This window comes from Pseudarthrobacter sp. NPDC058119 (assembly GCF_042884655.1).
GTDB lineage: Bacteria > Actinomycetota > Actinomycetes > Actinomycetales > Micrococcaceae > Arthrobacter.
Genome location: NZ_JBHVTN010000010.1, coordinates 41,226 through 63,142 on the forward strand (window position 1 = coordinate 41,226; position 21,917 = coordinate 63,142).

Consider the following 21,917-nt stretch of genomic DNA (forward strand, 5'->3'; position numbering starts at 1 on the left):
GCGAATCAGACTAGCTTTGTGGGGTGTTGACAATACTGAACGCCGTCAAACGCGTGCTGGTGGGCAGGCCCTTCCGGAATGACCGCCTGGCCCATACCCTGCTCCCCAAGAAGATCGCCCTCCCGATCTTCGCCTCGGACGCCCTGTCGTCCGTGGCCTACGCACCGGACGAGATCCTGCTCACCCTGGCTCTGGCCGGTGTCAGCGCCGTGGCCATCTCGCCCTGGGTTGGCCTGGCCGTGATGGTGGTGCTGCTGACCGTGGTGGCGTCCTACCGGCAGAACGTGCACGCCTACCCCTCCGGTGGCGGCGATTACGAGATCGCGAACGAGAACATGGGCAAGTACGCCGGGCTGACGGTGGCGTCGGCCCTCCTGGTGGACTATGTGCTGACGGTGTCAGTGTCCATGTCTTCGGCGGCGGCGTACCTCACCACGGCTGTACCGTCCCTGCACGGCGAGCAGGCCGTCATCGCCACCATCGGCGTCGTCATCCTCGCCCTGGTGAACCTGCGCGGCATCAAGGAAGCCGGGAGCGTCTTCGCCGTTCCCACGTATATCTTCATGGCGTCCATCCTGGGTATGACGGCGGTGGGCATGTTCCAGGCCGCCACGGGGCAGTTGGGCCAGGCGCCGTCGGCTGCGTTCACCATCGTCCCGGCCGAGGGTTTCGACCAGGGCCTGGTGGGCCTGGCCGGCGCGTTCCTGCTGCTGCGGGCATTTTCCTCGGGCGCCGCGGCGCTGACCGGCGTCGAAGCCATCAGCAACGGCGTCCCCAACTTCCGGCATCCCAAAAGCAAGAACGCTGCCACCACCCTGTTGCTCCTGGGCGTGATCGGTGCCGCCATGCTGGCCGGGATCATCTACCTGGCCAACGCCACCAAGGTCCACATCGTGCTGGACCCGGCCAAGGAATTCCTGCTCAACGGCAACCCGCTGCCCGAGGGCTACATCCAGAACCCGGCCATCAGCCAGATTGCGCAGACGATCTTCGGCGCCGGCAGCATTCCCTTCTATATCGTGGTGGCCGCCACCGGCGTCATCCTGGTGTTCGCTTCCAACACTGCCTTCAACGGCTTCCCGGTCCTGGGCTCCATCCTCGCCCAGGACGGCTACCTGCCCCGCCAGCTCCGGACCCGCGGTGACAGGCTCGCGTTCAGTAACGGCGTGCTGGCCCTCGCCGCGGGTGCGCTGATCCTGATCATCTCCTTCGATGCCGACGTCACCAAGCTGATCCAGCTGTACATCGTGGGCGTCTTCATCTCGTTCACCCTCAGCCAGCTCGGCATGATCCGGCACTGGGGCCGCGAACTTAAACTGGCGAAGGACAAGGCCGTCCGGCGCAAGATGATCAAGTCGCGGACCATCAACAGCATCGGATTCGGCATGACCGGACTGGTGTTGGTCATCGTCCTGATCACCAAGTTCCAGCAGGGCGCCTGGATTGCGCTGCTGGCCATGTTCATCCTTTTCCTGATCATGTGGAGCATCCGGGCCCACTACGACAACGTCGCCAAGGAACTCGCCGTGGACGAGGACTCCTCACCGCGCGCGCTGCCCACCAGGGTCCACGCCGTGCTGCTGGTCTCGCACGTCCGCAAACCCGTCCTGCGGGCCCTGGCCTACGCCCGGGCATCCCGGCCCTCGCGGCTGGACGCCATCACGGTGGACATCGATCCGGAAGAGACAGCCCACACCATTACCGACTGGGAGAAGCTGGAAATCCCGGTCCCGCTGACGGTCCTCGCCAGCCCGTACCGCGAGACGGTCACGCCCATCATGGACTACGTCAAGCAGATGCGCCTTGACTCCCCGCGGGACCTTATTGTGGTCTACATCCCCGAGTACGTGGTGGGCAAGTGGTGGGAGCAGCTGGTGCACAACCAGACTGCCCTCCGCATCAAGACCAGGCTGCACTTCGAACCGGGCGTCATGGTGGCCAGCGTGCCCTGGCAGCTCAAATCATCCGAAGAAGCCAAGAACCTCCAGGACGTCCAGTGACCACCAGAACTTCCCCCGCCATCCAGCCGGCAGCTGCTCCTGCGGAAGGGGACCATGCCGGCCACACCGGCCAGGAGGCCGTGCTCGACGTCGGACCGGTGGCCCACGGCGGGCACTGCGTGGCGCGCCATGAGGGCCGGGTAGTCTTTGTCCGGCACGCCGTGCCGGGGGAGAAGGTCCGGGTACGGCTGACCGACGCCGGGGGAAGTGCCAAATTCTGGCGGGCGGACGTCATCGAGGTGCTCGAAGCGTCCCCGGACCGGGTGGAACACTTCTGGCACCTGGCCGATTCCCTCCGCGCCTGGGGCCACGGGCACCCACCGGTGGGCGGTGCCGAATTCGGCCACATGAGCCTGGCCAAACAGCGCAGCCTGAAGGCGGACGTCCTCGCCGAGCAGCTCACGCGCCTCGCCGGCTTCGAGCAGGTGCCCTCCGTGTGGAGTGGTGCCGTGGAGCCCGTCGGGGAAGCGGACGACGCCGGCACCGGCCTTGGGTGGCGCACGCGGGCCAGTTTTTCGGTCACCCCCGCCGGCAAGCTGGGGATGCACGCCCACCGTTCCGATTACATCGTTCCCGTCCGGGAGATGCCGCTGGCCAGCGAAGCCATCAACGCGCTGCGCCTCTGGGACCTGGACCTGCAGGGCATCGAACGGGTCGAGGTGGCCGCTCCGGCCAACGGTTCCCGCCCCCTGGTGCTCCTGGCCCCGGCGCCTGGTACCAAGGACAAGCGGCTGCGGGCCATCGCCGCAGCACTGCCGGCGGAGGCCTCGGTGGCCGCCTATGACCCCCAGGGCGGCAGGGTCACGCAGCTCCGGGGGCGCACCTGGGTGCAGGAATCCGCCGTCGGCCACGACTACCGGGTGACAGGCGAGGGTTTCTGGCAGATCCACCGCGACGCGCCCGGGACCCTTGTGGGTGCTGTCACAGAATTCCTGCACCAGGGGGACTTCCTCAACCCCGGTGCGGTGGTGGCGGATCTCTACGCCGGCGCCGGGCTCTTCACCGCCGTGCTGGCGGACGCCATAGGCGTGACGGGCTCCGTGCTCTCGGTCGAAGGCGCCCCGGGCACCAGCCGGGACGCACGGAAGAACCTCCATTCCGCGACCCAGGTGGAAGTGGTCCAGGGGCGCGTGGAAAGGGTGCTGCGCCAGAAACCGCGGAATTTCGACGCACTGGTCCTCGACCCGCCCCGCGCGGGTGCCGGGAAGGCCGTCGTCGGGCAACTCGTGGCCGCCCAGCCCCGGGCCATTGCCTACGTGTCATGCGACCCGGCGTCGTTCGCACGTGACCTCGGTTACTTCCGCCGCTCCGGGTGGGGACTCGCCGGGCTCCGGGCGTTCGACCTGTACCCCCACACCCACCACCTCGAGACGGTGGCATTGCTGGCTCCGGCTCCGTGATGCCGCTGCGGTTTTCGACTACGATTGCCGTAGTAGTCCCACGTCGCGCCCGAATTCTCGGCCGGCCGTGTGCAAATTTTCGGGCCCTGGAGCTACTTAGGGCTTCCTAACTAGCAGGCGGTCAACCGCGCGACAAAGATGAAACTGTTGCGAGAGGAGTCCTGCGATGAGCACTGTGGACAGCTTCGGTTCAAAAGGCAAACTTAATGTAGCCGGAACCGAGTACGAAATTTTCCGGTTGAACTCCGTTGAAGGTGCAGAAAACCTTCCGTTCAGCCTCAAGGTATTGCTTGAAAACCTGCTGAGGACCGAGGACGGCGCGAACATCACTGCCGATCACGTCCGCGCTTTGGCAGGCTGGGATCCGAATGCGGAGCCCGATACAGAAATCCAGTTCACGCCGGCGCGCGTGATCATGCAGGACTTCACCGGCGTTCCCTGCGTGGTCGACCTTGCCACCATGCGTGAGGCCGTCAAGGACCTGGGCGGCGACCCCAAGCGGGTCAACCCGCTGGCCCCCGCCGAGATGGTCATCGACCACTCTGTCCAGATCGACGCCTTCGGCAACTCCGGCGCACTGGAGCGCAACATGGAGATCGAATACCAGCGCAACGGTGAGCGCTACCAGTTCCTGCGCTGGGGCCAGACCGCGTTTGACGACTTCAAGGTGGTGCCGCCGGGAACCGGCATCGTGCACCAGGTCAACATCGAGTACTTGGCCCGCACCGTCATGACCCGCGAAGTGGACGGTGCCCTCCGCGCCTACCCCGACACCTGCGTCGGCACCGACTCGCACACCACCATGGTCAACGGCCTGGGCGTGCTCGGCTGGGGCGTTGGCGGCATCGAGGCCGAGGCAGCGATGCTCGGCCAGCCCGTCTCCATGCTCATCCCGCGCGTCGTGGGCTTCAAGCTCAGCGGCAGCATCCCCGCCGGTGCCACCGCGACCGACGTGGTGCTGACCATCACCGAAATGCTGCGCCAGCACGGCGTGGTGGGCAAGTTCGTCGAGTTCTACGGCGAAGGCGTCGCTGCAGTGCCGCTGGCCAACCGCGCCACCATCGGCAACATGAGCCCCGAGTTCGGTTCCACCGCCGCCATGTTCCCCATCGACGACGTCACCCTGGACTACCTGCGCCTCACCGGCCGCTCGGACCAGAACGTGGCACTCGTCGAGCAGTACGCCAAGGAACAGGGCCTCTGGCACGATCCTTCCCGCGACATCAAGTTCTCCGAGTACCTCGAGCTGGACCTGTCCACGGTGGTTCCGTCGATCTCCGGCCCGAAGCGCCCGCAGGACCGCATCATCCTCTCCGAGTCCAAGGCCCAGTTCCGCGAGGACCTCCGCAACTACGTCAAGGTGGACCTCGCCGACGGCAGCCTGGACGAGGCCATCGACGAGAGCTTCCCGGCCTCCGACTCGCCGTCGTTCACCGCCTCGGCAACCCACCTGACCGAGGAAGCCCCGCACTCCCACGGCCCCAAGTCCAACGGACGTCCGGCCAAGAAGGTGGCCGTCAAGACCGCCGACGGCCGCGAGTTCGAACTGGACCACGGCGCAGTGTCGATCGCCTCGATCACCTCCTGCACCAACACGTCCAACCCGTCCGTGATGCTGGCCGCCGCACTGCTGGCCCGCAACGCGGTGGAAAAGGGCCTCGCCGCCAAGCCGTGGGTCAAGACCTCCGTGGCTCCCGGTTCCAAGGTTGTCACCGACTACTACAACAAGTCGGGCCTGACCCCCTACCTGGAGAAGCTTGGCTTCTACATCGTGGGCTACGGCTGCGCCACCTGCATCGGCAACTCCGGCCCGCTGGACGCCGAGATCTCCGAGGCCATCCAGGCCAACGACCTCTCCGTCACCGCAGTCCTCTCCGGCAACCGCAACTTCGAAGGCCGGATCAACCCGGACGTCAAGATGAACTACTTGGCCTCCCCGCCGCTGGTCATCGCCTACGCACTCGCCGGAACCATGGACTTCGACTTCGAGAACGACGCGCTGGGCCAGGACGAAGCCGGCAACGACGTTTTCCTGAAGGACATCTGGCCCAACCCGGTCGAGGTCCAGCAGGTCATCGACTCCTCGATCGACAAGGACATGTTCGCCAAGGGCTACGAAGGCGTCTTCGAGGGTGACGACCGCTGGAAGGCGCTCGACACCCCGGCCGGCGACACCTTCGCCTGGGACGAGAAGTCCACCTACGTCCGGAAGCCCCCGTACTTCGAGGGCATGAAGGCCCAGCCGGAGCCCGTCCAGGACATCTCGGGCGCCCGCGTGCTCCTGAAGCTCGGCGACTCCGTCACCACCGACCACATCTCCCCGGCCGGTTCCTTCAAGTCCGACACGCCTGCCGGCCAGTACCTGCTGGCCAACGGCGTGGAGCGCAAGGACTTCAACTCCTACGGTTCCCGCCGTGGCAACCACGAAGTGATGATCCGCGGCACGTTCGCGAACATCCGCATCAAGAACCAGCTCCTGGACGGCGTTGAGGGCGGCTTCACCCGCGACTTCACCCAGGCCGACGGCCCGCAGGCATACGTCTACGACGCCGCACAGAACTACCAGGCAGCCGGCACCCCGCTGGTGGTCCTGGCAGGCAAGGAATACGGTTCCGGATCATCGCGTGACTGGGCTGCCAAGGGCACCGCGCTGCTGGGCGTCAAGGCTGTCATCGCCGAGAGCTACGAGCGCATCCACCGCTCCAACCTCATCGGCATGGGCGTCCTGCCGCTGCAGTACCCGGCCGGCGAGAACGCTGCCAGCCTGGGCCTGACCGGCACGGAAACCTTCTCGGTTGAGGGCGTCACCGCCCTCAACGAGGGCACCACGCCCAAGACCCTGAAGGTCACCGCCACCGCAGAGGACGGCTCCCCCAAGTCGTTCGAGGCCGTGCTGCGCATCGATACCCCGGGTGAAGCGGACTACTACCGCAACGGTGGCATCCTGCAGTACGTGCTGCGCCAGATCTCCGCGAACTAGCGGGTTCCGGCAGCAGTCGACATCCTCCCCGAAGCCCCGGCCGGTCACCGACCAGCCGGGGCTTCGGCTTTGCATTCACACCGAGGCGTTAGAGTTAAACGGCACGTCTACCACCCGAAGGAGGGGTCATTGGGAATCTTGGACACCATCCGGAATCCGCAGGACCTGAACGAGTTGACCGAGGAACAGCTGGAACAGCTGGCCTCGGAGATCAGGGATTTCCTGATCACGAACGTCTCCCAGACGGGTGGCCACCTCGGGCCCAACCTCGGCGTCGTGGAACTGACGCTGGCCGTGCACCGCATCTTCGAATCTCCCCGCGACAGCATCGTCTTTGACACGGGGCACCAGTCCTACGTCCACAAGCTGCTGACGGGACGCCAGGACTTCAGCACGCTCCGCCAGGAAGGCGGCCTCTCCGGCTACCCGGACCGGGCCGAATCCGAACACGACATTGTGGAAAGCTCCCACGCCTCGTCGTCCCTGTCCTGGGCGGACGGCATCTCCCGGGCCCGCCAGCTCACCGGCGAAGGCGACCGGCACGTGGTGGCCATCATCGGCGATGGTGCGCTCACCGGCGGAATGGCCTGGGAAGCCATCAACAACATTGCAGCGGACAAGAAGCGCCGCGTGGTCATCGTCGTCAACGACAACGGCCGGTCCTATGCCCCCACCGTCGGCGGATTCGCCGACTACCTGGCCTCCCTGCGCCCCACCATCGACTCCTTCCGTGCCGCCCCGGCCTACGAGGGCGCGCTCGACTGGTGGAAGAAGAAGCTGCAGGACGGCGGCCCCGTGGGGCAGTTCACGTACAAGAGCCTGCACGCCATGAAAAAGGGCATCAAGGACTGGTGGGCGCCGCAGGGCATGTTCGAGGACCTCGGCATGAAATACATCGGCCCGGTGGATGGCCACAACCTCCAGGCCATGGAGCACGCCCTGTCCACTGCCCGGAACTACGGCGGTCCCGTGATCGTCCATGCCATGACGGAGAAGGGCCACGGCTACGCTCCCGCCCGGGCCCATGAAGCGGACCAGTTCCATGCCGTGGGGATCATCGACCCCGAAACCGGTGAGCCTACCGGCACCGGCGGCGCCCAGTCCTGGACCTCGGTGTTTGCGGACGAGATCGCCGCCATCGCCGACGAGCGGGAGGACATTGTGGGCATCACCGGGGCCATGCTGATTCCCGTAGGCCTGCACAAGTTCGCCGCCAAGCACCCCAAGCGCGTCATCGACGTCGGAATCGCGGAACAGCATGCACTGACAGCGGCCGCAGGCATGGCCTTTGGCGGCCTGCACCCCGTAGTGGCCGTCTACGCCACATTCCTGAACCGGGCGTTCGACCAGCTGCTGATGGACGTGGCCCTCCACAAGGCAGGCGTCACCATCGTCCTGGACCGCGCCGGCGTCACCGGCCCGGACGGCGCCAGCCACCACGGAATGTGGGACATGGCCATGGTCCAGATCGTCCCCGGCCTGCACCTCGCCGCGCCCCGCGACGCCACCCGGCTCCGCGAGGAGCTACGCGAGGCCGTGGCCATCAATGACGCGCCGAGCGTTGTCCGCTTCTCCAAGGGATCGGTCGGCCCCGCCGTCGACGCAGTGGAACGGCTCAGCGACGGCGTGGACATCCTGGCCCGCCGGCCGTCAGGTTCCACCGAGAACGACGTACTGATCGTCAGCGTGGGCGCCATGGCCGAACTGGCCCTCGACGTCTCCAACCGGCTCGGCGCGCAGGGGATCAGCACCACCGTCGTGGACCCCCGCTGGGTCCTGCCCGTCCGCCGTTCCATCATCGCGCTGGCCTCCCACCACCGCCTGGTCATCTGCATCGAAGACGGCGTCCGCGCCGGCGGCGTCGGCTCCCGGATCCGCCAGGAGATGCGTGCCGCTGGCGTTGACACGGCACTGAACGAGGTGGGCCTGCCCGTGGAGTTCCTGGACCATGGCACCCGCAACCAGGTGCTGGAGCGGGTTGGGCTGACCGCCCAGCAGATCACGCACGACGTCGTCGCGCAGGTCCTGGGAACCAAGGTCCCCTTCGCGCGGCCCCTCCCCGGGCAGCAGCACCCCACCACCGGCAGCCTTCCGATCCTGTGAGGGACGAGGACGAGCTGAAGTATCCCGGGCCGGCGGGGGAGTCCGGACCAGTCCTGCACACCACCACCACCCGGGTTCCTAACGGTCTGGAGCCGGGCCAGCTGGTGGTCTCCAGGAACCGGAAATGGAACGGCAAAGCCCACTGGGTGGTGCCGGGAAGGTACCTCGGTGAGGACCGGCACGGGTGGTGGATCTTCCAGGGCACCAACGAATTCTGCTCCCGTCCAGGCGCTGCGTTCTACACCCGCTCGGACGCTGTCCTGCTGGTGCCACGGCAGGGTGACTGGGTGGCCACGTTCTACGACTCCGCCCATCCCGGGGGAGTGCGGGTCTACATCGACCTCGCGGTAGGCCATGAGTGGACACACATCCGGCCTGCCGTGACCGAGTTCCACGTAATCGACATGGACCTCGACGTCATCCGGACCGAGGCGCGCGGCGTCTTCATCGACGACCAGGACGAGTTCGCGGAGCACAGCGTCTCCATGCACTACCCCCGGCGGCTGATCGAGGATATCCAGGCTGCCGCGGACGGGCTTTACCACGCCGTGAAGGCACAGCACGCGCCATTCGACGGCACCGACGTCGAATGGTTTACCAAAGGACGCACCACATGAGCGGCATTGTCAGGGTCTACAAGCGCGACGACGAGGGCGCCCTCCACTTCAGGGAAGCCTGGTTCGATGAGGAATACTCCCAGTTCGTCATGAACTTCGGTGCCGTGGGGCACCAAAGCAAGACCGAGGAAACCGATGTCCCCGACACCGCGGCTGCCGACGGCCTCCTGGACGCCTTCGCAGCCCAATGCGCGGAGGACGGCTACGCCGAGATCCCCAACGACGAGCAGTCCTGGGTGGTGGCCCAGTTCGCCCTCAAGACCAAGGACGGCACCGACCGTGACCGCCGCCTTGAACAGAAGGCCAAGGACTCCCTCATCAGCCACCTGGCCTGGCGCGGACTGGGAACCGTGGAGCGCTCCGAATTCACCGACTACAAGCTGAACATCTTCTGCCTGTGCCCGGACGTGAACAAAGCCGTCAGCGCCATCAAGGTCTGCGCCCGCAACGAGGACCTCGACTTCACCAAGCTCAGCATCGGCGCTGCCCCGTTCAGCGACCCGGACCAGTACAAACTCAAGCATTCCGCCAAGCCCGCCACCAGCTTCAGCCTCTAGGAGACGTTCGTGACCAGTTACCGCCGTGTTGGAAAATCAGGCCTGACCGTCTCTACCGTTGGCCTGGGCTGCAACAACCTGGGCCGCGCCAACACCGCAACGGAGTCGCAGGACGCCACGGACGCCGTCGTGAATGCCGCGATCGATGCCGGCATCACGCTGTTCGACGTGGCGGACAACTACGGCAAGGAACCCGGGCTCAGCGAAACCATGCTCGGCAGGTCACTCGGCCGCCGGCGCGGGGACGTGGTGGTTGCCACCAAGTTCGGGATGGACACTCAGGGTGCCAACGGCCGCGACTTCGGCGCCCGCGGCTCCCGGCGGTACATCATCCAGTCAGTCGAAGCCTCGCTGCGGCGCCTGGATACGGACTGGATCGACCTTTACCAGTTCCACACCCCGGACCCACTGACGCCCATCGACGAGACCCTGGCAGCGCTGGACACGCTGGTCCGCAGCGGCAAGGTCCGCTACATCGGCCACTCCAACCGCTCCGGGTGGCAGATCGCCCAGGCTCAGTACGTGGCCCGCGAACTGGGCACGGCACGGTTCATTTCCTCACAAAACCACTACAACCTGCTGGACCGCCGGGCCGAGCTGGAAGTGACTCCGGCCGCGGAGGAGTTCGGCCTCGGCGTACTGCCCTACTTCCCGCTGGCCAACGGCCTGCTGACCGGCAAGTACGCTCCCGGCCACGCCCCCGAAGGGTCCCGGCTCAGCCACACTCGCACCAACATGGTGGACGACGCCGACTGGGACCAGCTGAACAGGTACAGCGCCTTCGCAAAAGAACGCGGCCTCACGGAGATCGAGGTGGCCTTCTCCTGGCTCGCAGCCCAGCCCTCGGTGGCCAGCGTCATCGCCGGGGCCACCCGGCCGGAACAGGTCCGGCAGAACGCCGAAGCCGCTAACTGGACCCCCACCCCGGAGGACCTCGCCACCCTCGACGACATCTTCCCCGCCGTGCCCAAGGTTGCGCTCTTCTAGGCCACGATGCCCGCCTACCTCCTTGATGTCGATACCGGCATCGATGACGCCCTTGCCCTCGCCTACCTGGCCGCACTGCCGGACACGGAGCTCGCAGCGGTCACGGCCACCCCGGGCAACGTCGATGCCGACCAGGTGGCGCGCAACACCCTCGCCTTGCTGGAACTGTGCGGGCGGCCTGGAGTGCAGGTGGCCGTCGGGGCCCGGAAGCCGCTGTCCGTCCCGCTGGTCACCACCCCGGAGACCCACGGGCCCCAGGGCATCGGGTACGCCGTGCTGCCCGAGCCCGCCGGGCAGCCCAGCACGCGTAACGCCGTGGACCTGTGGATTGAACAGGCCAGGGCCAGGCCGGGGGAGCTGACTGCCCTCATCACCGCTCCGCTCACCAACTTCGCCCTGGCACTGCGGCAGGAACCGGAGCTCCCCGACCTCCTGGCCAAGGTGGTGATCATGGGCGGCGCCTTCTACCACCAGGGCAACACCACCCCCACCGCCGAGTGGAACACCCATGTGGACCCGCACGCCGCCAAGGAGGTCTACGCCGCCTACCGTGGACGGCCGCTGAAGAAACTGCCCATCGTCTGCTCCCTGGACACCACCGAGCGGATGGAACTGCATCCGGCCCATGTCGCAGCGCTGGCCCGGGCCGCAGGCGCCGCTCCGGAACTGGTCCTCCCGGAGGACCCGGAGGGGAGCCGCAGCACCTCCGGCAACACGCTGGTGCGGCACCTGTCAGATGCCCTGCGCTTCTACTTCGAATTCCACCGGCACTACGACCAGGGCTACCTGGCCCACGTCCACGATTTCTTTGCGGCCGGGGTGGCCGCGGGCACCCTCGAGTACACCGCGCGCCCCGCCACCGTTGACGTCGAAACCGACTCCCCGCTCCTGATGGGAACAACGGTGGCAGACTTCCGGGGACTCTGGGGAGGACCCCCAAACGCGAGGGTCGTGTCCGGCAACAACCCGGAGCAGGCGTTCCGTGAACTGGTTTCCGCCGTCGGAGGCCTGGCCCGCCGCGTGGGATGAGGAACGGCCCTCCGTGGGGCAATCGCCGGTAGAATGGCTTCGGACCCGCCCGGCGCAGTTGCCGCCGGATTCTGCCGAGGTGACATAGGCAGCCACACCCCGGCCCGGTACTGCCGGGCCCACTGCCTGCACCCAAAGGAACAATCCCCATGTCATCGCCCTCTTTGACGCTCCCGTCCCAGGAACGCCCCGCGGCACGCCGCCGGCTCCTCGAGATCCTTGGCGCCCTGGCCATCGCGGCCACCTACGTCTACCTGGTCCTCAACCAGCCGGCAGACATCACCGGCGGTCCGGGCAGCGCGTCGGCCCTGATCGCCCTCACCGGATTCCTGGCAGGGGCGGTCCTCCTGATCGTCGCCGTGCTCCCCACGCTCCCGGCGTCCACCCTGGTACTGATCCCGGTCGCGCTGGTCCTGAACATCGTGCTCGGACAATTCGTCGGCAGCACCCTTGTTCCCTTCTACCTCGACGCCATCGGCACCGTGCTGATCGCCGTCCTGGCGGGGCCTGCCGCCGGAGCCGCCACCGGCGCCCTCAGCAGCATCGTCTGGTCCTTCTTCAACCCTACGGTCCTGCCGTTCGCCGCAGGGGCCGCACTCATCGGCTGCCTGGCCGGCCTCGCGGCACGCTACGGCCTCTTCCGCCGCTTCTACCTGGCACCCCTGGCAGGATTCGTTACCGGCATCATCGCCGGTGTGGTGTCCGCCCCCGTGGCCGCCTTCGTCTTCGGCGGAACGTCGGGCGTGGCTACCGGCGCCATCGTCAGCGCCTTCCGTGCCATGGGGGACACCCTCCTGGCCGCCATCACCAAGCAGGCCCTGATCTCCGACCCCATGGACAAGGCCATCGTGTTCACCATCGTGGCCATCCTGGTCTACGCGTTGCCCCGCCGGGCGCGCCAGCAGTTCCCCTTCATCCGGAGCCACCGGGTCCTCGCCGGCACCAACCCGGCATCGACGCCGGAGGGAACCCGGATGGACGCTTCAGCGCAGGCGCCGGCCCAAGGCAATGGTTCCGCGGCCGCCAACGATTCACCGCGGAACGGCTGACCCTGGCGCCGTGACAGTATCCCCGGCAGGCAGCGCGGCAGCACCGGCAACGGCAGGGCGGGAGCGGCTCAACCCGCTGACCTCCCTCGCCGTTGCAGGCAGCACGGCGGTGATTACGACAGCGGCGGCAAGCTGGCCGCTGTCCCTCGCCGTGGTTGCCGCGTGCCTCGTCCTGTCACTGGCAGCGGGGACAGCCCACCGCGTGCTGCCGGCGGCGGCCGCCGTCATGGTTCCGCTCGGACTGTCCCTGCTGGTCCTGCATGGCCTGTTCTTCCCGGAAGGAAGGACAGTCCTGGCAGCGTGGGGGCCTGCACACATCACGGCGGAGGGACTGGACTTTGCCGGGCAGCGCACCCTGCAACTGGCCGCCGTCGTCATGGCCCTGCTGGTGTTCTCCTTTAGCGTCAGGGTCCCGGACCTGGTGGCGGCGTTGTCCGCCCGGGGCGTGCAGGGCCGGTTCGCTTTCGTCCTGGCATCCACGCTGACCCTGCTTCCGGCCATCGCCGGGCGGGCACGCAGCATCCGGCAGGCCCAGGAATCGCGCGGCCTGGTCGTCTCCCGGGGTCCGCTCTCCCGGGCGGCAGCCTTCCGGCTGCAGGCCATTCCGCTGGTCCTTTCCCTGATTGAAGATGCAGGGACCCGGGCTGCTGCCCTGGAGGCCCGGGGGCTGGGCAACGCCGGGCCGCGGACCACTTACCGGAAGGTGCCGGACTCCACGCTGCAGCGGGCGGCCCGGGCCGTCCTGGTGCTGCTTGCCCTGGCCGCCGTGGTCCTCCGGGTGGTCCTGGCAGGTACGGGTGGCTGAACAGATGGTCACGGGCGCCTCCGGCATTCCCATCTGCGACGGCCACGCCGGCACTTCAGCCGCGCCGGTGCTGGCTGCCGGCATCAAGGACTTCACCTTCCACGAGGCGCCCGTCCCCGCGCTGCGGGATGTCACAGTTTCCTGTCCACCCGGCTCGTTCACGGCCATCCTCGGCGCATCCGGAAGCGGCAAGTCGACACTGGGCCGGCTGCTGTCCGGCTGGCTCCCCCCGGGCGGCCACGGCACCCTGGCAGGCTTCCTTGAGCTCGCAGGCACGCGGCTGGAGTTCGACGGCGGTCCGGAGGACCCGCGGATTGATCCGGCCCAGTGGGGGCGGCACGTGGGGTTCGTACCGCAGGACCCTGCCGCCGTCCTATCCACGGTCCGGGCCACGGTGGCAGAGGAACTCGCCTTCGGTTTGGAGAATGCCGGCATGGACCGTGCCGGGATGAGGGCCGCCGTGGAGCAGACCGCCGGCCGGCTGGGACTTGGCAGCCTGCTGGACCAGGATCCCGCGACACTGTCCGGTGGCCAGCTCCGACGGCTGGCCATCGGCTGCGCGATCATCCCCGGGCCCCCGGTGCTGGTCATGGACGAGCCCTTCGCCTCCCTGGACGCGGCAGGGACCGACGGGCTTGCCGCCCTGGTCCGTGACCTCCTCAAAACGGGCACCGCCGTCGTGATCCTGAGCCAGGCTGTGGACGCACTGCTGCTGGAGGCCAACACGTGGCTGGTCCTCGCCGACGGCACTCTCACCAGCGCCGGGCCTCCCGCCGCGATGCGGCCTGGTTCCGGGCTGCTGCCGCCGGCCATCCGGTGGCTCGGCGGCATCGACGCTTCAACGCCATCCGCCCCCGCTGCCTCCAGCCGCCGGGAGCCGGCGCTGCCGGCGGAACCCGCAGCGCTGGAGCTGCAGGGCGTGTCCTTTGGCTATCCGGCCGCGCCGGTATCCCGACGCCGGCGCCGGAGGCCGGAGCAGGGCCTGCCGGCCACGATATTGCGCGACGTCCACCTGGCAGTCCACCCCGGGGAAATCGTTGCTGTCACCGGGCCCAACGGCGCCGGCAAGTCCACCCTGCTCCGGACCTTCAACGGGCTGCTGCGCCCCACTTCGGGCACTGTCCTGGTCCGCGGCAGGGACATCGCCGGAGCTCCAGTGGGAAAAACGGCAGCGTCCACGGGCCTGCTGTTCCAGCAGCCCCGTGACCAGCTGTTCGAGCGGACCGTGCTGCGGGAGGTCAGCTTCGGGCTGGACCGCCTCTTTGGCCCGGTGGCCGCGAAGGACCGCGCCGCCGCGGCACTTCAAACCGTTGGCCTGGCGGAGGCGGCCCAGGAACATCCGGCCGAGCTTCCGGTGTCCGCCCAGCGGCTGCTGGCCCTGGCCACGGTGCTGGCGCGCCGGCCCGCCGTCTTGGCGCTGGATGAACCAACCGTTGCGCTGGACGGGGACGGGCTGGCCCTGCTTGACGCTGCCATGCGCTCGGCAGCGGAGGCGGGCGCCGCCGTCGTGCTGGTTACCCATGACCTGGGCTACGCACGCGCGGCGGCGCACCGCATCCTGGCGCTCGACGGCGGCCGGCTGCACCCCGCCTGACCGCCGGTACGCCTAGTCTTGGGACTTGCTCGATGCGACGCCAGGCTCCAGGAAACGCTTGCCGTTCACCCGCCCGGAGGCGCCCACCCGGTCCAGGTACGGCGTGATGCCGCCCAGGAACATGGGCCAGCCCGCGCCAAGGATCATGCACAGGTCGATGTCCTCGGGTCCGGCGACGACCCCTTCGCCCAGCATCAGGCCGATTTCCTCTGCCAGGGCATCCTGGACGCGGTGCAGCACCTGCTCCGCCGTGGATGGGCTGGAACCGAAGGACATTAGCTCAAGCGTGGACTGGGGGATGGCCCGGGTTCCGTCCGGGGAGGTCTCCCAGAGTGCCTTGACGTTGTTGTCGATGAGCTTCTTGAGGTTGTCAGAGACCGGGAAGCGGTCACCGAAGGCGGCGTTCAGGGACTCCTGGACATGCTGCGCCACGGGCAGGCCCACCATGGCCAGCAGCGTGAACGGTGTCATGGGCAGCCCCATGGGGCGCAGCGCAGCGTCCGCCACCTCCGCTGGGGTCCCCTCGTCGAAGGCAGCCGTCACTTCGCCCATGAGCCGCAGCAGGATGCGGTTCACCACGAACGCGGCCGCATCCTTGACCAGCACGCCGGTCTTCTTCAGGGCCTTGGCCAGCTCGAAGGCGGTGGCGAGCACCGCATCGTCGGTCCGCGGGGCCCGGACGATCTCCAGCAGCGGCATGACGGCCACGGGATTGAAGAAGTGGAAGCCCACCAGGCGCTCCGGGTGCTTAAGGTCCGCGGCCATCTCCGTCACCGAGAGCGATGACGTGTTCGTGGCCAGGATGCACTCCGGCGGGACGATGGCCTCCAGTTCGGCGAAGACCTGCTTCTTGATGTGGAGTTCCTCGAAGACGGCCTCGATCACGAAGTCGGCGTCCGCGAAGGCGTCCTTCGACACCGAACCGGTCACCAGCGCCTTGGTGCGGTTGGCGGCATCCGGGCTGACGCGCTTTTTGGCCAGCAGCTTGTCCACTTCGCCATGGACGTAGGCCACTCCCTTGTCCACGCGGGCCTGGTCAATGTCGGTCAGCACCACCGGAACCTTTAGCTGCCGTGCGAAGAGCAGCGCCAGTTGGCTGGCCATCAGGCCGGCGCCTACCACGCCCACCTTGGTGACAGGCCGGGCCAGTTTGCGGTCCGGAGCGCCCGCGGGCCGCTTGCCGCGTTTCTGCACCAGGTCGAGGAAGGCGTAGACGGTGGACCGGAACTCATCGGTCTGCATGAGCCCAGCCAGTGTCTCGCATTCCAGGGCGGCGGATTCCGCGGCGGTCATGGTGCGGTTGGCTTCGAGGATGTCCAGGACCTTGGCGGGGGCCGGGGAGGCGTTGGAGGTCTTGCCTTCCACGAACTTCCGGCCCGCGGCCACGGCGGCGGTCCAGCGGGCGGCAGCGTCGGGGGAGGATGGGTCGACGGCGTTGGGCCGCTCCGGGACCACCTCGCCGGCGATGACTCCCGCGGCCCAGGCCAGCGACTGCTCCAGGAAGTCGGCGGGCTCGAAGGCGGCGTCCGCGATTCCCATGCCGAATGCCTGCGCACCGGTCAGGGTCCGGTTGTTGCTCAGGGGGTTCTCGATCATGACCTTGACCGCGTTTTCCGGACCCACCAGGCGGGGGAGGATGTAGACGCCGCCCCAGCCGGGAACCAGTCCAAGGAAGCCTTCCGGCAGCGCGAGGGCGCCTGCCCCCGTGGACACCGTGCGGTAGGTGGACTGCAGCGCGATCTCCAGGCCGCCGCCCAGGGCGACGCCGTTAATGAAGGCGAAGCTCGGGACCCCCAGGTTGGCGAGGGTGGCGTAGACGTCGTGGCCCAGCTGTGCCATCCACAGCCCGTGTTCGCGCTTTTCCAGCGACTTCACGGCGGAGAGGTCCGCGCCGGCCACCAGGTAGTGCGGCTTTCCGGTGACGCCCACGCCCACGATTTCGCCGCGGGCCGCACGTTCCCGCAGGCCTTCCAGGACGGTGCCAAGCTCCACGAGGGTGTTGGGGCCAAGAGTGGTGGGCTTGGTGTGGTCCAGGTCGTTGTCGAGGGTGACCAGGGCAAAGACGCCTGGGCTGGGCTTCCCTGCAGTACCCGGCAGGGCGATGTCCTGGACGTAGGAGTGGGTCACGGTTTCGTTGGGGAAGAGGTCCGCCAACAAGCGGTAGTCTGCGGCGCTCATGCCATAGCTCCTTCGGAAGCGGTAGCGGCGGTCTCCCCGGCGGGAGTTCCACTGTAGTCGGGGTGGTGCGGGTTCTCCCAGATCACGGTGCCGCCCATGCCGAGGCCCACGCACATGGTGGTGATGCCGTAGCGGACCGACGGGTCTTCCTCGAACTGGCGGGCCAGCTGGATCATCAGCCGGACGCCGGAGGATGCGAGGGGGTGCCCCACGGCGATGGCCCCGCCATAGCGGTTGACCCGGGGGTCGTCGTCGGAAATGCCGTAGTGGTCCAGGAAACTGAGGACCTGGACGGCGAAGGCCTCGTTGATTTCGAACAGGCCAATGTCGTCGATGGTCAGTCCGGCGTTCTTGAGGGCTTTTTCGGTGGCCGGCACCGGGCCGATGCCCATGACCTCCGGCTCCACTCCTGCGTAGGCGTAGCTAACCAGCCGCATCTTGACGGGCAGCCCGAGTTCGGCGGCCGCATCAGCGGATGCCAGGACGGCAGCGGTTGCGCCGTCGTTCAGGCCGGCGGCGTTTCCGGCGGTGACCCGGCCATGGGCGCGGAAGGGAGTGCGGAGGCCGGCGAGGTCGGCCAGGGTGGTGCCGGGCCGGGGCGGTTCGTCCTTGCTGTGGACCGTCCAGCCTTCACCGGGCTTCCGGGCGGCCACGGGGACCAGGTCAGGCTGGACACGGCCGTCCCGGTAGGCGGCGGCGAGCTTGTCCTGCGAGGCGACGGCGTAGGCGTCCGTGCGTTCCTTGGTGATCGCGGGGAACCGGTCGTGCAGGTTCTCCGCGGTGTTGCCCATGTTCAGGGCGGCCGGGTCCACCAGGCGTTCGGACATGAAGCGGGGGTTCGGATCGGCGCCGGAGCCCATGGGGTGGTGTCCCATGTGTTCCACCCCGCCGGCGATGACCACGTCGTAGGCGCCGAAGCCGATGCCGCCGGCGGTGGTGGTGACAGCGGTCATGGCGCCGGCACACATGCGGTCGATCGCGAAGCCGGGAACAGTGCGTGGAAGGCCGGCCAGGAGTGCGGCCGTCCTGCCGAGGGTGAGGCCCTGGTCGCCGGTCTGGGTGGTCGCGGCGATGGCAACCTCATCGATGCGCTCCGCCGGCAGGGACGGGTTGCGGCGCAGCAGGCCGCGGATGCATTTCACGATCAGGTCGTCGGCCCGGGTCCCGGCGTAGATCCCTTTCTCGCCGGCCCTGCCGAAGGGTGTGCGGATGCCGTCCACAAAGACGACGTCGCGGACAGTGCGCGTGGATGCGCCGCTTCCGTGCTGGCTCACGTGTAACTCCTCATCGAGATGTGGCGCGCCGGGTGCATGCCGGAGGGCGGCAGCAGCCAAGCGTCGGTCACACCGATGTTACTCGCGAGTAACTTAGCCTGCAAGGGCTGGATTGGGGAAGGTTACTGGCCACCGGCCGCGGCGACGGCTTTGGCTTCCTTGGGCGGCAGCGGCTGCGGGTTCAGGAAGGCGCCGGAGATCAGCGGGGCGGTGAGCTCCACCTGCCACTCCCGTGCGCCGAGGGCCCGCAGTTCAGCAGCAATCGAGGCCACGTTGACGTCTGCGGGGGGCCGCCATGCCACCCGCCGCAGGTAGTCGGGTGTAAGCAGGTTCTCCAGCGGCAGGTTCAGCTCCTCGGCCTTTGCCTGGAGGAGCGGCCGGGCCGTGCCCAGGCGGGCAGCAGCCTCCGGATCGCGGTCTGCCCAGACCCGCGGCGGCGGCGGGGCGTTGGTGGCCAGGTGCAGGGGCGGCAGTTCCTCCATGTCCCGCGCCGCGGCGATGCAGCGCAGCCAGCGCGGAGCCTCGCGCTGCGCCGCGCGGCCGTGGAAACCCTTGGTGCCCAGAAGCTGCGGGACAGTGGCCGGCATGGCCTTCGCGGCAGCCACCAGGGCGGAATCGGGAATGAGCCGGCCCGGCGCCACATCGCGCTTCTGCGCCAGCGAGTCGCGTTCCAGCCACAGCTCGCGGACGGCGGCCAGCTGCCGGCGGTCCCGGATCTGGTGCAGGCCGGAGGTCTTCCGCCACGGGTCCACGCGTGGCGGGGCGACGCCGGCTGCCAGGATGGCGTCAAATTCCTGCTCGGCGTATTCCAGCTTCCCGTCGGCCTGGAGCAGTTCAATAAGTTCTTCACGCAGCTCAGTGAGGACCTCGACGTCCAGGGCGGCGTACCGGAGCCACGGTTCCGGCAGGGGGCGGGTGGACCAGTCGGCCGCTGAATGTTCCTTGGCGAGCCCGAATCCCAGGAGCTGTTCGATGACTGCCGCCAGGCCCACCCGGGGCAGCCCGGCCAGGCGCGCGGCGAGTTCGGTATCGAAGAGCTTGTCCGGCCACATCCCGAGTTCGGACAGGCAGGGCAGGTCCTGGCTGGCGGCGTGCAGGATCCATTCGACCCCACGCAAGGCGTCGTTGATGATGTCCAGGTTTCCGAACGGTTCCGGATCGATCAGCCAGGTGCCTGCGCCCTCGCGCCGGATCTGGACCAGGAAGGCGCGCTGGCCGTAACGGAACCCGGAGGCGCGTTCGGCGTCAACACCGGCCGGGCCGGTCCCGGCGGCAATGGCGGCGGCGCAGCGTTCCAGGCCGGACTGGGTTCCGATGACCAGGGGAACGCCGTCCCGGGGTGCGTCGAGATCGATGATTTCGGGGATGGGACTGTCGAAGCCCTCCACCGTGATGTGGGGTGCGGCAGCAGCAGCCGGGACGCCGGCCGTGGTGTTTTCCGGAATGTTTGGGGTCATGATGCCCCCAGTTTACCGGGCTGCCCCGAAACCGTTCTGCTGGCCCCGCCGCCGGGGCGGGAGCGCCGTGACGCCGTCGGGCAGGGGCGGCAGGCCCGCGAACGTGCACACCATGTCGGACCAAGCTTCCAGGTGAGCCTGCACATCGGAGGAATCCGGCGTCCATGAAGCCCGGAGTTCGATGTCGATGGACCCCGGCCGGCCGGCCAGGGTGCCGAAGCTTTCGGACAGGACGCGGGTGGCCGTGCCGCCGGCCGCCCGGTACGGGGCCTTGTGGTTTTCCAGCGCCTCCACCAGCCACGTCCATGCCACGGTGCCCAGCATTTGGTCGTTGCCCATTTCCGGTTCCAGCTCAGCCCGGATGTAGGTCACGATGCGGAACTCGCCGTCCCAGACGGCCGAGCCGTCCGGGTCATGCAGGAGGATGAAGCGTCCGGTGGCGAGTTCCGTCCCGTCCTCGTCCTCAGGTCCCGCCGCGGCTGTACCGGCGGCCGCGGCGAAAGCCAGGGCCGCCGGCCCGTGCACCGGCGTCGAAGGGGTACCGGCGCCGGGTGCCATGACTTCAGCGCCAAGCGCGACGGCGAAGGGGGCCAGCCGCGCGGGGGCAGGGATCTCGGCCAGGCGCAGTTCCTTGCGGCACCGGGCTTTCCTGAGGGTTCCCAAGGCGTGGAGAAAATCCGGGGGAACCTGGTCAAGTGCGTTCACCTTGGCAGATTACGGGGCGGGGCGCGGCAGGCGAGGAAGGCTCGCCGTCAGCGGGCGGTCACCCTGCCCGGCTGTCCCGGTAATCCCGCAGTTCATGGCGGATAGCGGCGGCGAAGGCGTCAACATCCTCCTCCGTGGTGTCAAAGGAGCACATCCAGCGGACCTCCCTTGCCGCCTCATCCCAGTCATAGAACCTGAAGGAACTGCGCAGCCTGTCCGCCACCCCGGGCGGAAGGACGGCGAACACGCCGTTGGATTCGGTCTTCTGGGTGGGGCGGACGCCCTCGATGGTGTCGACGGCGGCGCGCAGCCGGGCTGCCATGGCGTTGGCGTGCGAGGCTGAGCGCAGCCAGAGACCGTCCTGGAGCAGGGCGATGAACTGGGCGGACATGAAGCGCATCTTGGACGCCAGCTGCATGTTCATCTTGCGCAGGTAGACCAGCCCGTGGGCGGCCTCGGGATTCAGGGCCACCACCACTTCGCCGAACAGCAGGCCGTTCTTGGTGCCGCCGAAGGAGAGGATGTCCACGCCGGCATCCCTGGTGAAGGCGCGGAGGGGAACGCCCAGGTGGGCGGCCGCGTTCGCGAGCCGGGCACCGTCCATGTGCAGCTTCATGCCCTTGGCATGGATGTGGTCGGCGATGGCCCGCACTTCCTCCGGGGTGTAGCACGTGCCCAGTTCCGTTGTCTGGGTGATGGACACTGCCAGCGGCTGGGCCCGGTGCTCGTCGCCCCAGCCCCAGGCCTCCCGGTCAATCAGCTCCGGGGTCAGCTTGCCGTCGGGGGTGGGGACCTGGAGCAGCTTCATGCCGCCGATGCGCTCGGGTGCCCCGTTTTCATCCATGTTGATATGCGCGGTGGACGCACACACCACGGCGCCCCAGCGGGGGAGCAGGGACTGCAGGGACAATACATTGGCGCCGGTGCCGTTGAAGACGGGGAAGCATTCGATGCCCGGGCCGAAGTGCTCCACCATGAGTTCCTGCAGCCGGGCGGTGTAGTCGTCTTCCCCGTAGGACACCTGGTGTCCGTCATTGGCCGCGGCCAGGGCTGCCAGGACCTCGGGGTGGACGCCGGAGTAGTTGTCGGAGGCAAAGCCCCGCACGTTCGGATCGTGCAGCCGGAGCGCCGCGCCTGTTTCTGCTGTGGTGGTCATGGGGTTGTTCACGCTTTCAGTCTAAG

At 68.1% G+C, this 21,917-nt stretch carries 16 protein-coding genes; 11 read left to right on the forward strand and 5 right to left on the reverse strand.

Annotated features, from left to right (window positions below; genetic code table 11):
* The first annotated feature begins 23 nt into the window (after positions 1-23).
* The 11 genes from ACFVTD_RS18865 to ACFVTD_RS18915 all read left to right on the forward strand — a co-directional run bounded on the left by ACFVTD_RS18865 (position 24) and on the right by ACFVTD_RS18915 (position 15,121).
* Complete coding sequence (locus ACFVTD_RS18865) at positions 24-2,000, forward strand: APC family permease (RefSeq protein WP_387565970.1); 1,977 nt, start codon at positions 24-26, stop codon at positions 1,998-2,000.
* Positions 1,997-3,400, forward strand: coding sequence for a class I SAM-dependent RNA methyltransferase (locus ACFVTD_RS18870; RefSeq protein ID WP_387565973.1), 1,404 nt, complete (start codon positions 1,997-1,999; stop codon positions 3,398-3,400). The genes ACFVTD_RS18865 and ACFVTD_RS18870 overlap by 4 nt, the downstream gene beginning before the upstream one ends.
* Before the next feature lie 166 nt (positions 3,401-3,566).
* A complete protein-coding gene (locus tag ACFVTD_RS18875; protein ID WP_387565976.1) occupies positions 3,567-6,380 on the forward strand; it encodes an aconitate hydratase in 2,814 nt (937 codons plus the stop codon).
* Positions 6,381-6,509: 129 nt separating this feature from the next.
* The gene (dxs, locus tag ACFVTD_RS18880) at positions 6,510-8,483 is read left to right on the forward strand and encodes a 1-deoxy-D-xylulose-5-phosphate synthase (RefSeq protein WP_387565979.1); all 1,974 of its coding nucleotides are present in this window, start codon (positions 6,510-6,512) and stop codon (positions 8,481-8,483) included.
* Positions 8,480-9,100: a DUF402 domain-containing protein gene (locus ACFVTD_RS18885; RefSeq protein ID WP_387565982.1), complete on the forward strand. Its 621-nt coding sequence runs from the start codon at positions 8,480-8,482 to the stop codon at positions 9,098-9,100. Before dxs ends, ACFVTD_RS18885 begins: the two co-directional genes overlap by 4 nt.
* Positions 9,097-9,657: a hypothetical protein gene (locus ACFVTD_RS18890; RefSeq protein ID WP_387565985.1), complete on the forward strand. Its 561-nt coding sequence runs from the start codon at positions 9,097-9,099 to the stop codon at positions 9,655-9,657. Before ACFVTD_RS18885 ends, ACFVTD_RS18890 begins: the two co-directional genes overlap by 4 nt.
* Positions 9,658-9,666: 9 nt before the next feature.
* Positions 9,667-10,644 carry an aldo/keto reductase gene (locus tag ACFVTD_RS18895; protein WP_387565988.1) on the forward strand — a complete coding sequence of 326 codons (978 nt, stop codon included), beginning with the start codon at positions 9,667-9,669 and terminating at the stop codon, positions 10,642-10,644.
* 6 nt (positions 10,645-10,650) lie between these two features.
* The gene (locus tag ACFVTD_RS18900; protein WP_387565991.1) at positions 10,651-11,673 is read left to right on the forward strand and encodes a nucleoside hydrolase; all 1,023 of its coding nucleotides are present in this window, start codon (positions 10,651-10,653) and stop codon (positions 11,671-11,673) included.
* A gap of 149 nt (positions 11,674-11,822) precedes the next feature.
* Positions 11,823-12,722, forward strand: a complete 900-nt coding sequence (locus ACFVTD_RS18905; RefSeq protein ID WP_387565994.1) for an ECF transporter S component — start codon at positions 11,823-11,825, stop codon at positions 12,720-12,722.
* 10 nt (positions 12,723-12,732) lie between these two features.
* Positions 12,733-13,527 (forward strand): energy-coupling factor transporter transmembrane component T, encoded by a 795-nt coding sequence (locus ACFVTD_RS18910; protein WP_387565997.1) that lies wholly within the window; start codon positions 12,733-12,735, stop codon positions 13,525-13,527.
* Between the two features lie 4 nt (positions 13,528-13,531).
* Positions 13,532-15,121: an ABC transporter ATP-binding protein gene (locus tag ACFVTD_RS18915; protein WP_387566233.1), complete on the forward strand. Its 1,590-nt coding sequence runs from the start codon at positions 13,532-13,534 to the stop codon at positions 15,119-15,121.
* 12 nt (positions 15,122-15,133) lie between these two features.
* Here ACFVTD_RS18915 and ACFVTD_RS18920 read toward each other — a convergent pair whose 3' ends face one another.
* The 5 genes from ACFVTD_RS18920 to ACFVTD_RS18940 all read right to left on the reverse strand — a co-directional run bounded on the left by ACFVTD_RS18920 (position 15,134) and on the right by ACFVTD_RS18940 (position 21,891).
* Complete coding sequence (locus ACFVTD_RS18920) at positions 15,134-17,299, reverse strand: 3-hydroxyacyl-CoA dehydrogenase NAD-binding domain-containing protein (RefSeq protein ID WP_387566000.1); 2,166 nt, start codon at positions 17,297-17,299, stop codon at positions 15,134-15,136.
* Positions 17,296-18,573: a thiolase family protein gene (locus ACFVTD_RS18925; RefSeq protein WP_387566003.1), complete on the reverse strand. Its 1,278-nt coding sequence runs from the start codon at positions 18,571-18,573 to the stop codon at positions 17,296-17,298. Before ACFVTD_RS18925 ends, ACFVTD_RS18920 begins: the two co-directional genes overlap by 4 nt.
* Before the next feature lie 122 nt (positions 18,574-18,695).
* Complete coding sequence (locus ACFVTD_RS18930) at positions 18,696-20,030, reverse strand: HRDC domain-containing protein (RefSeq protein ID WP_387566005.1); 1,335 nt, start codon at positions 20,028-20,030, stop codon at positions 18,696-18,698.
* A gap of 12 nt (positions 20,031-20,042) precedes the next feature.
* A complete protein-coding gene (locus ACFVTD_RS18935) occupies positions 20,043-20,735 on the reverse strand; it encodes a DUF3000 domain-containing protein (RefSeq protein ID WP_387566008.1) in 693 nt (230 codons plus the stop codon).
* 58 nt (positions 20,736-20,793) lie between these two features.
* On the reverse strand, positions 20,794-21,891 hold the full coding sequence (locus ACFVTD_RS18940) for a threonine aldolase family protein (protein ID WP_387566236.1): 1,098 nt from the start codon (positions 21,889-21,891) through the stop codon (positions 20,794-20,796).
* Positions 21,892-21,917 lie beyond the last annotated feature (26 nt).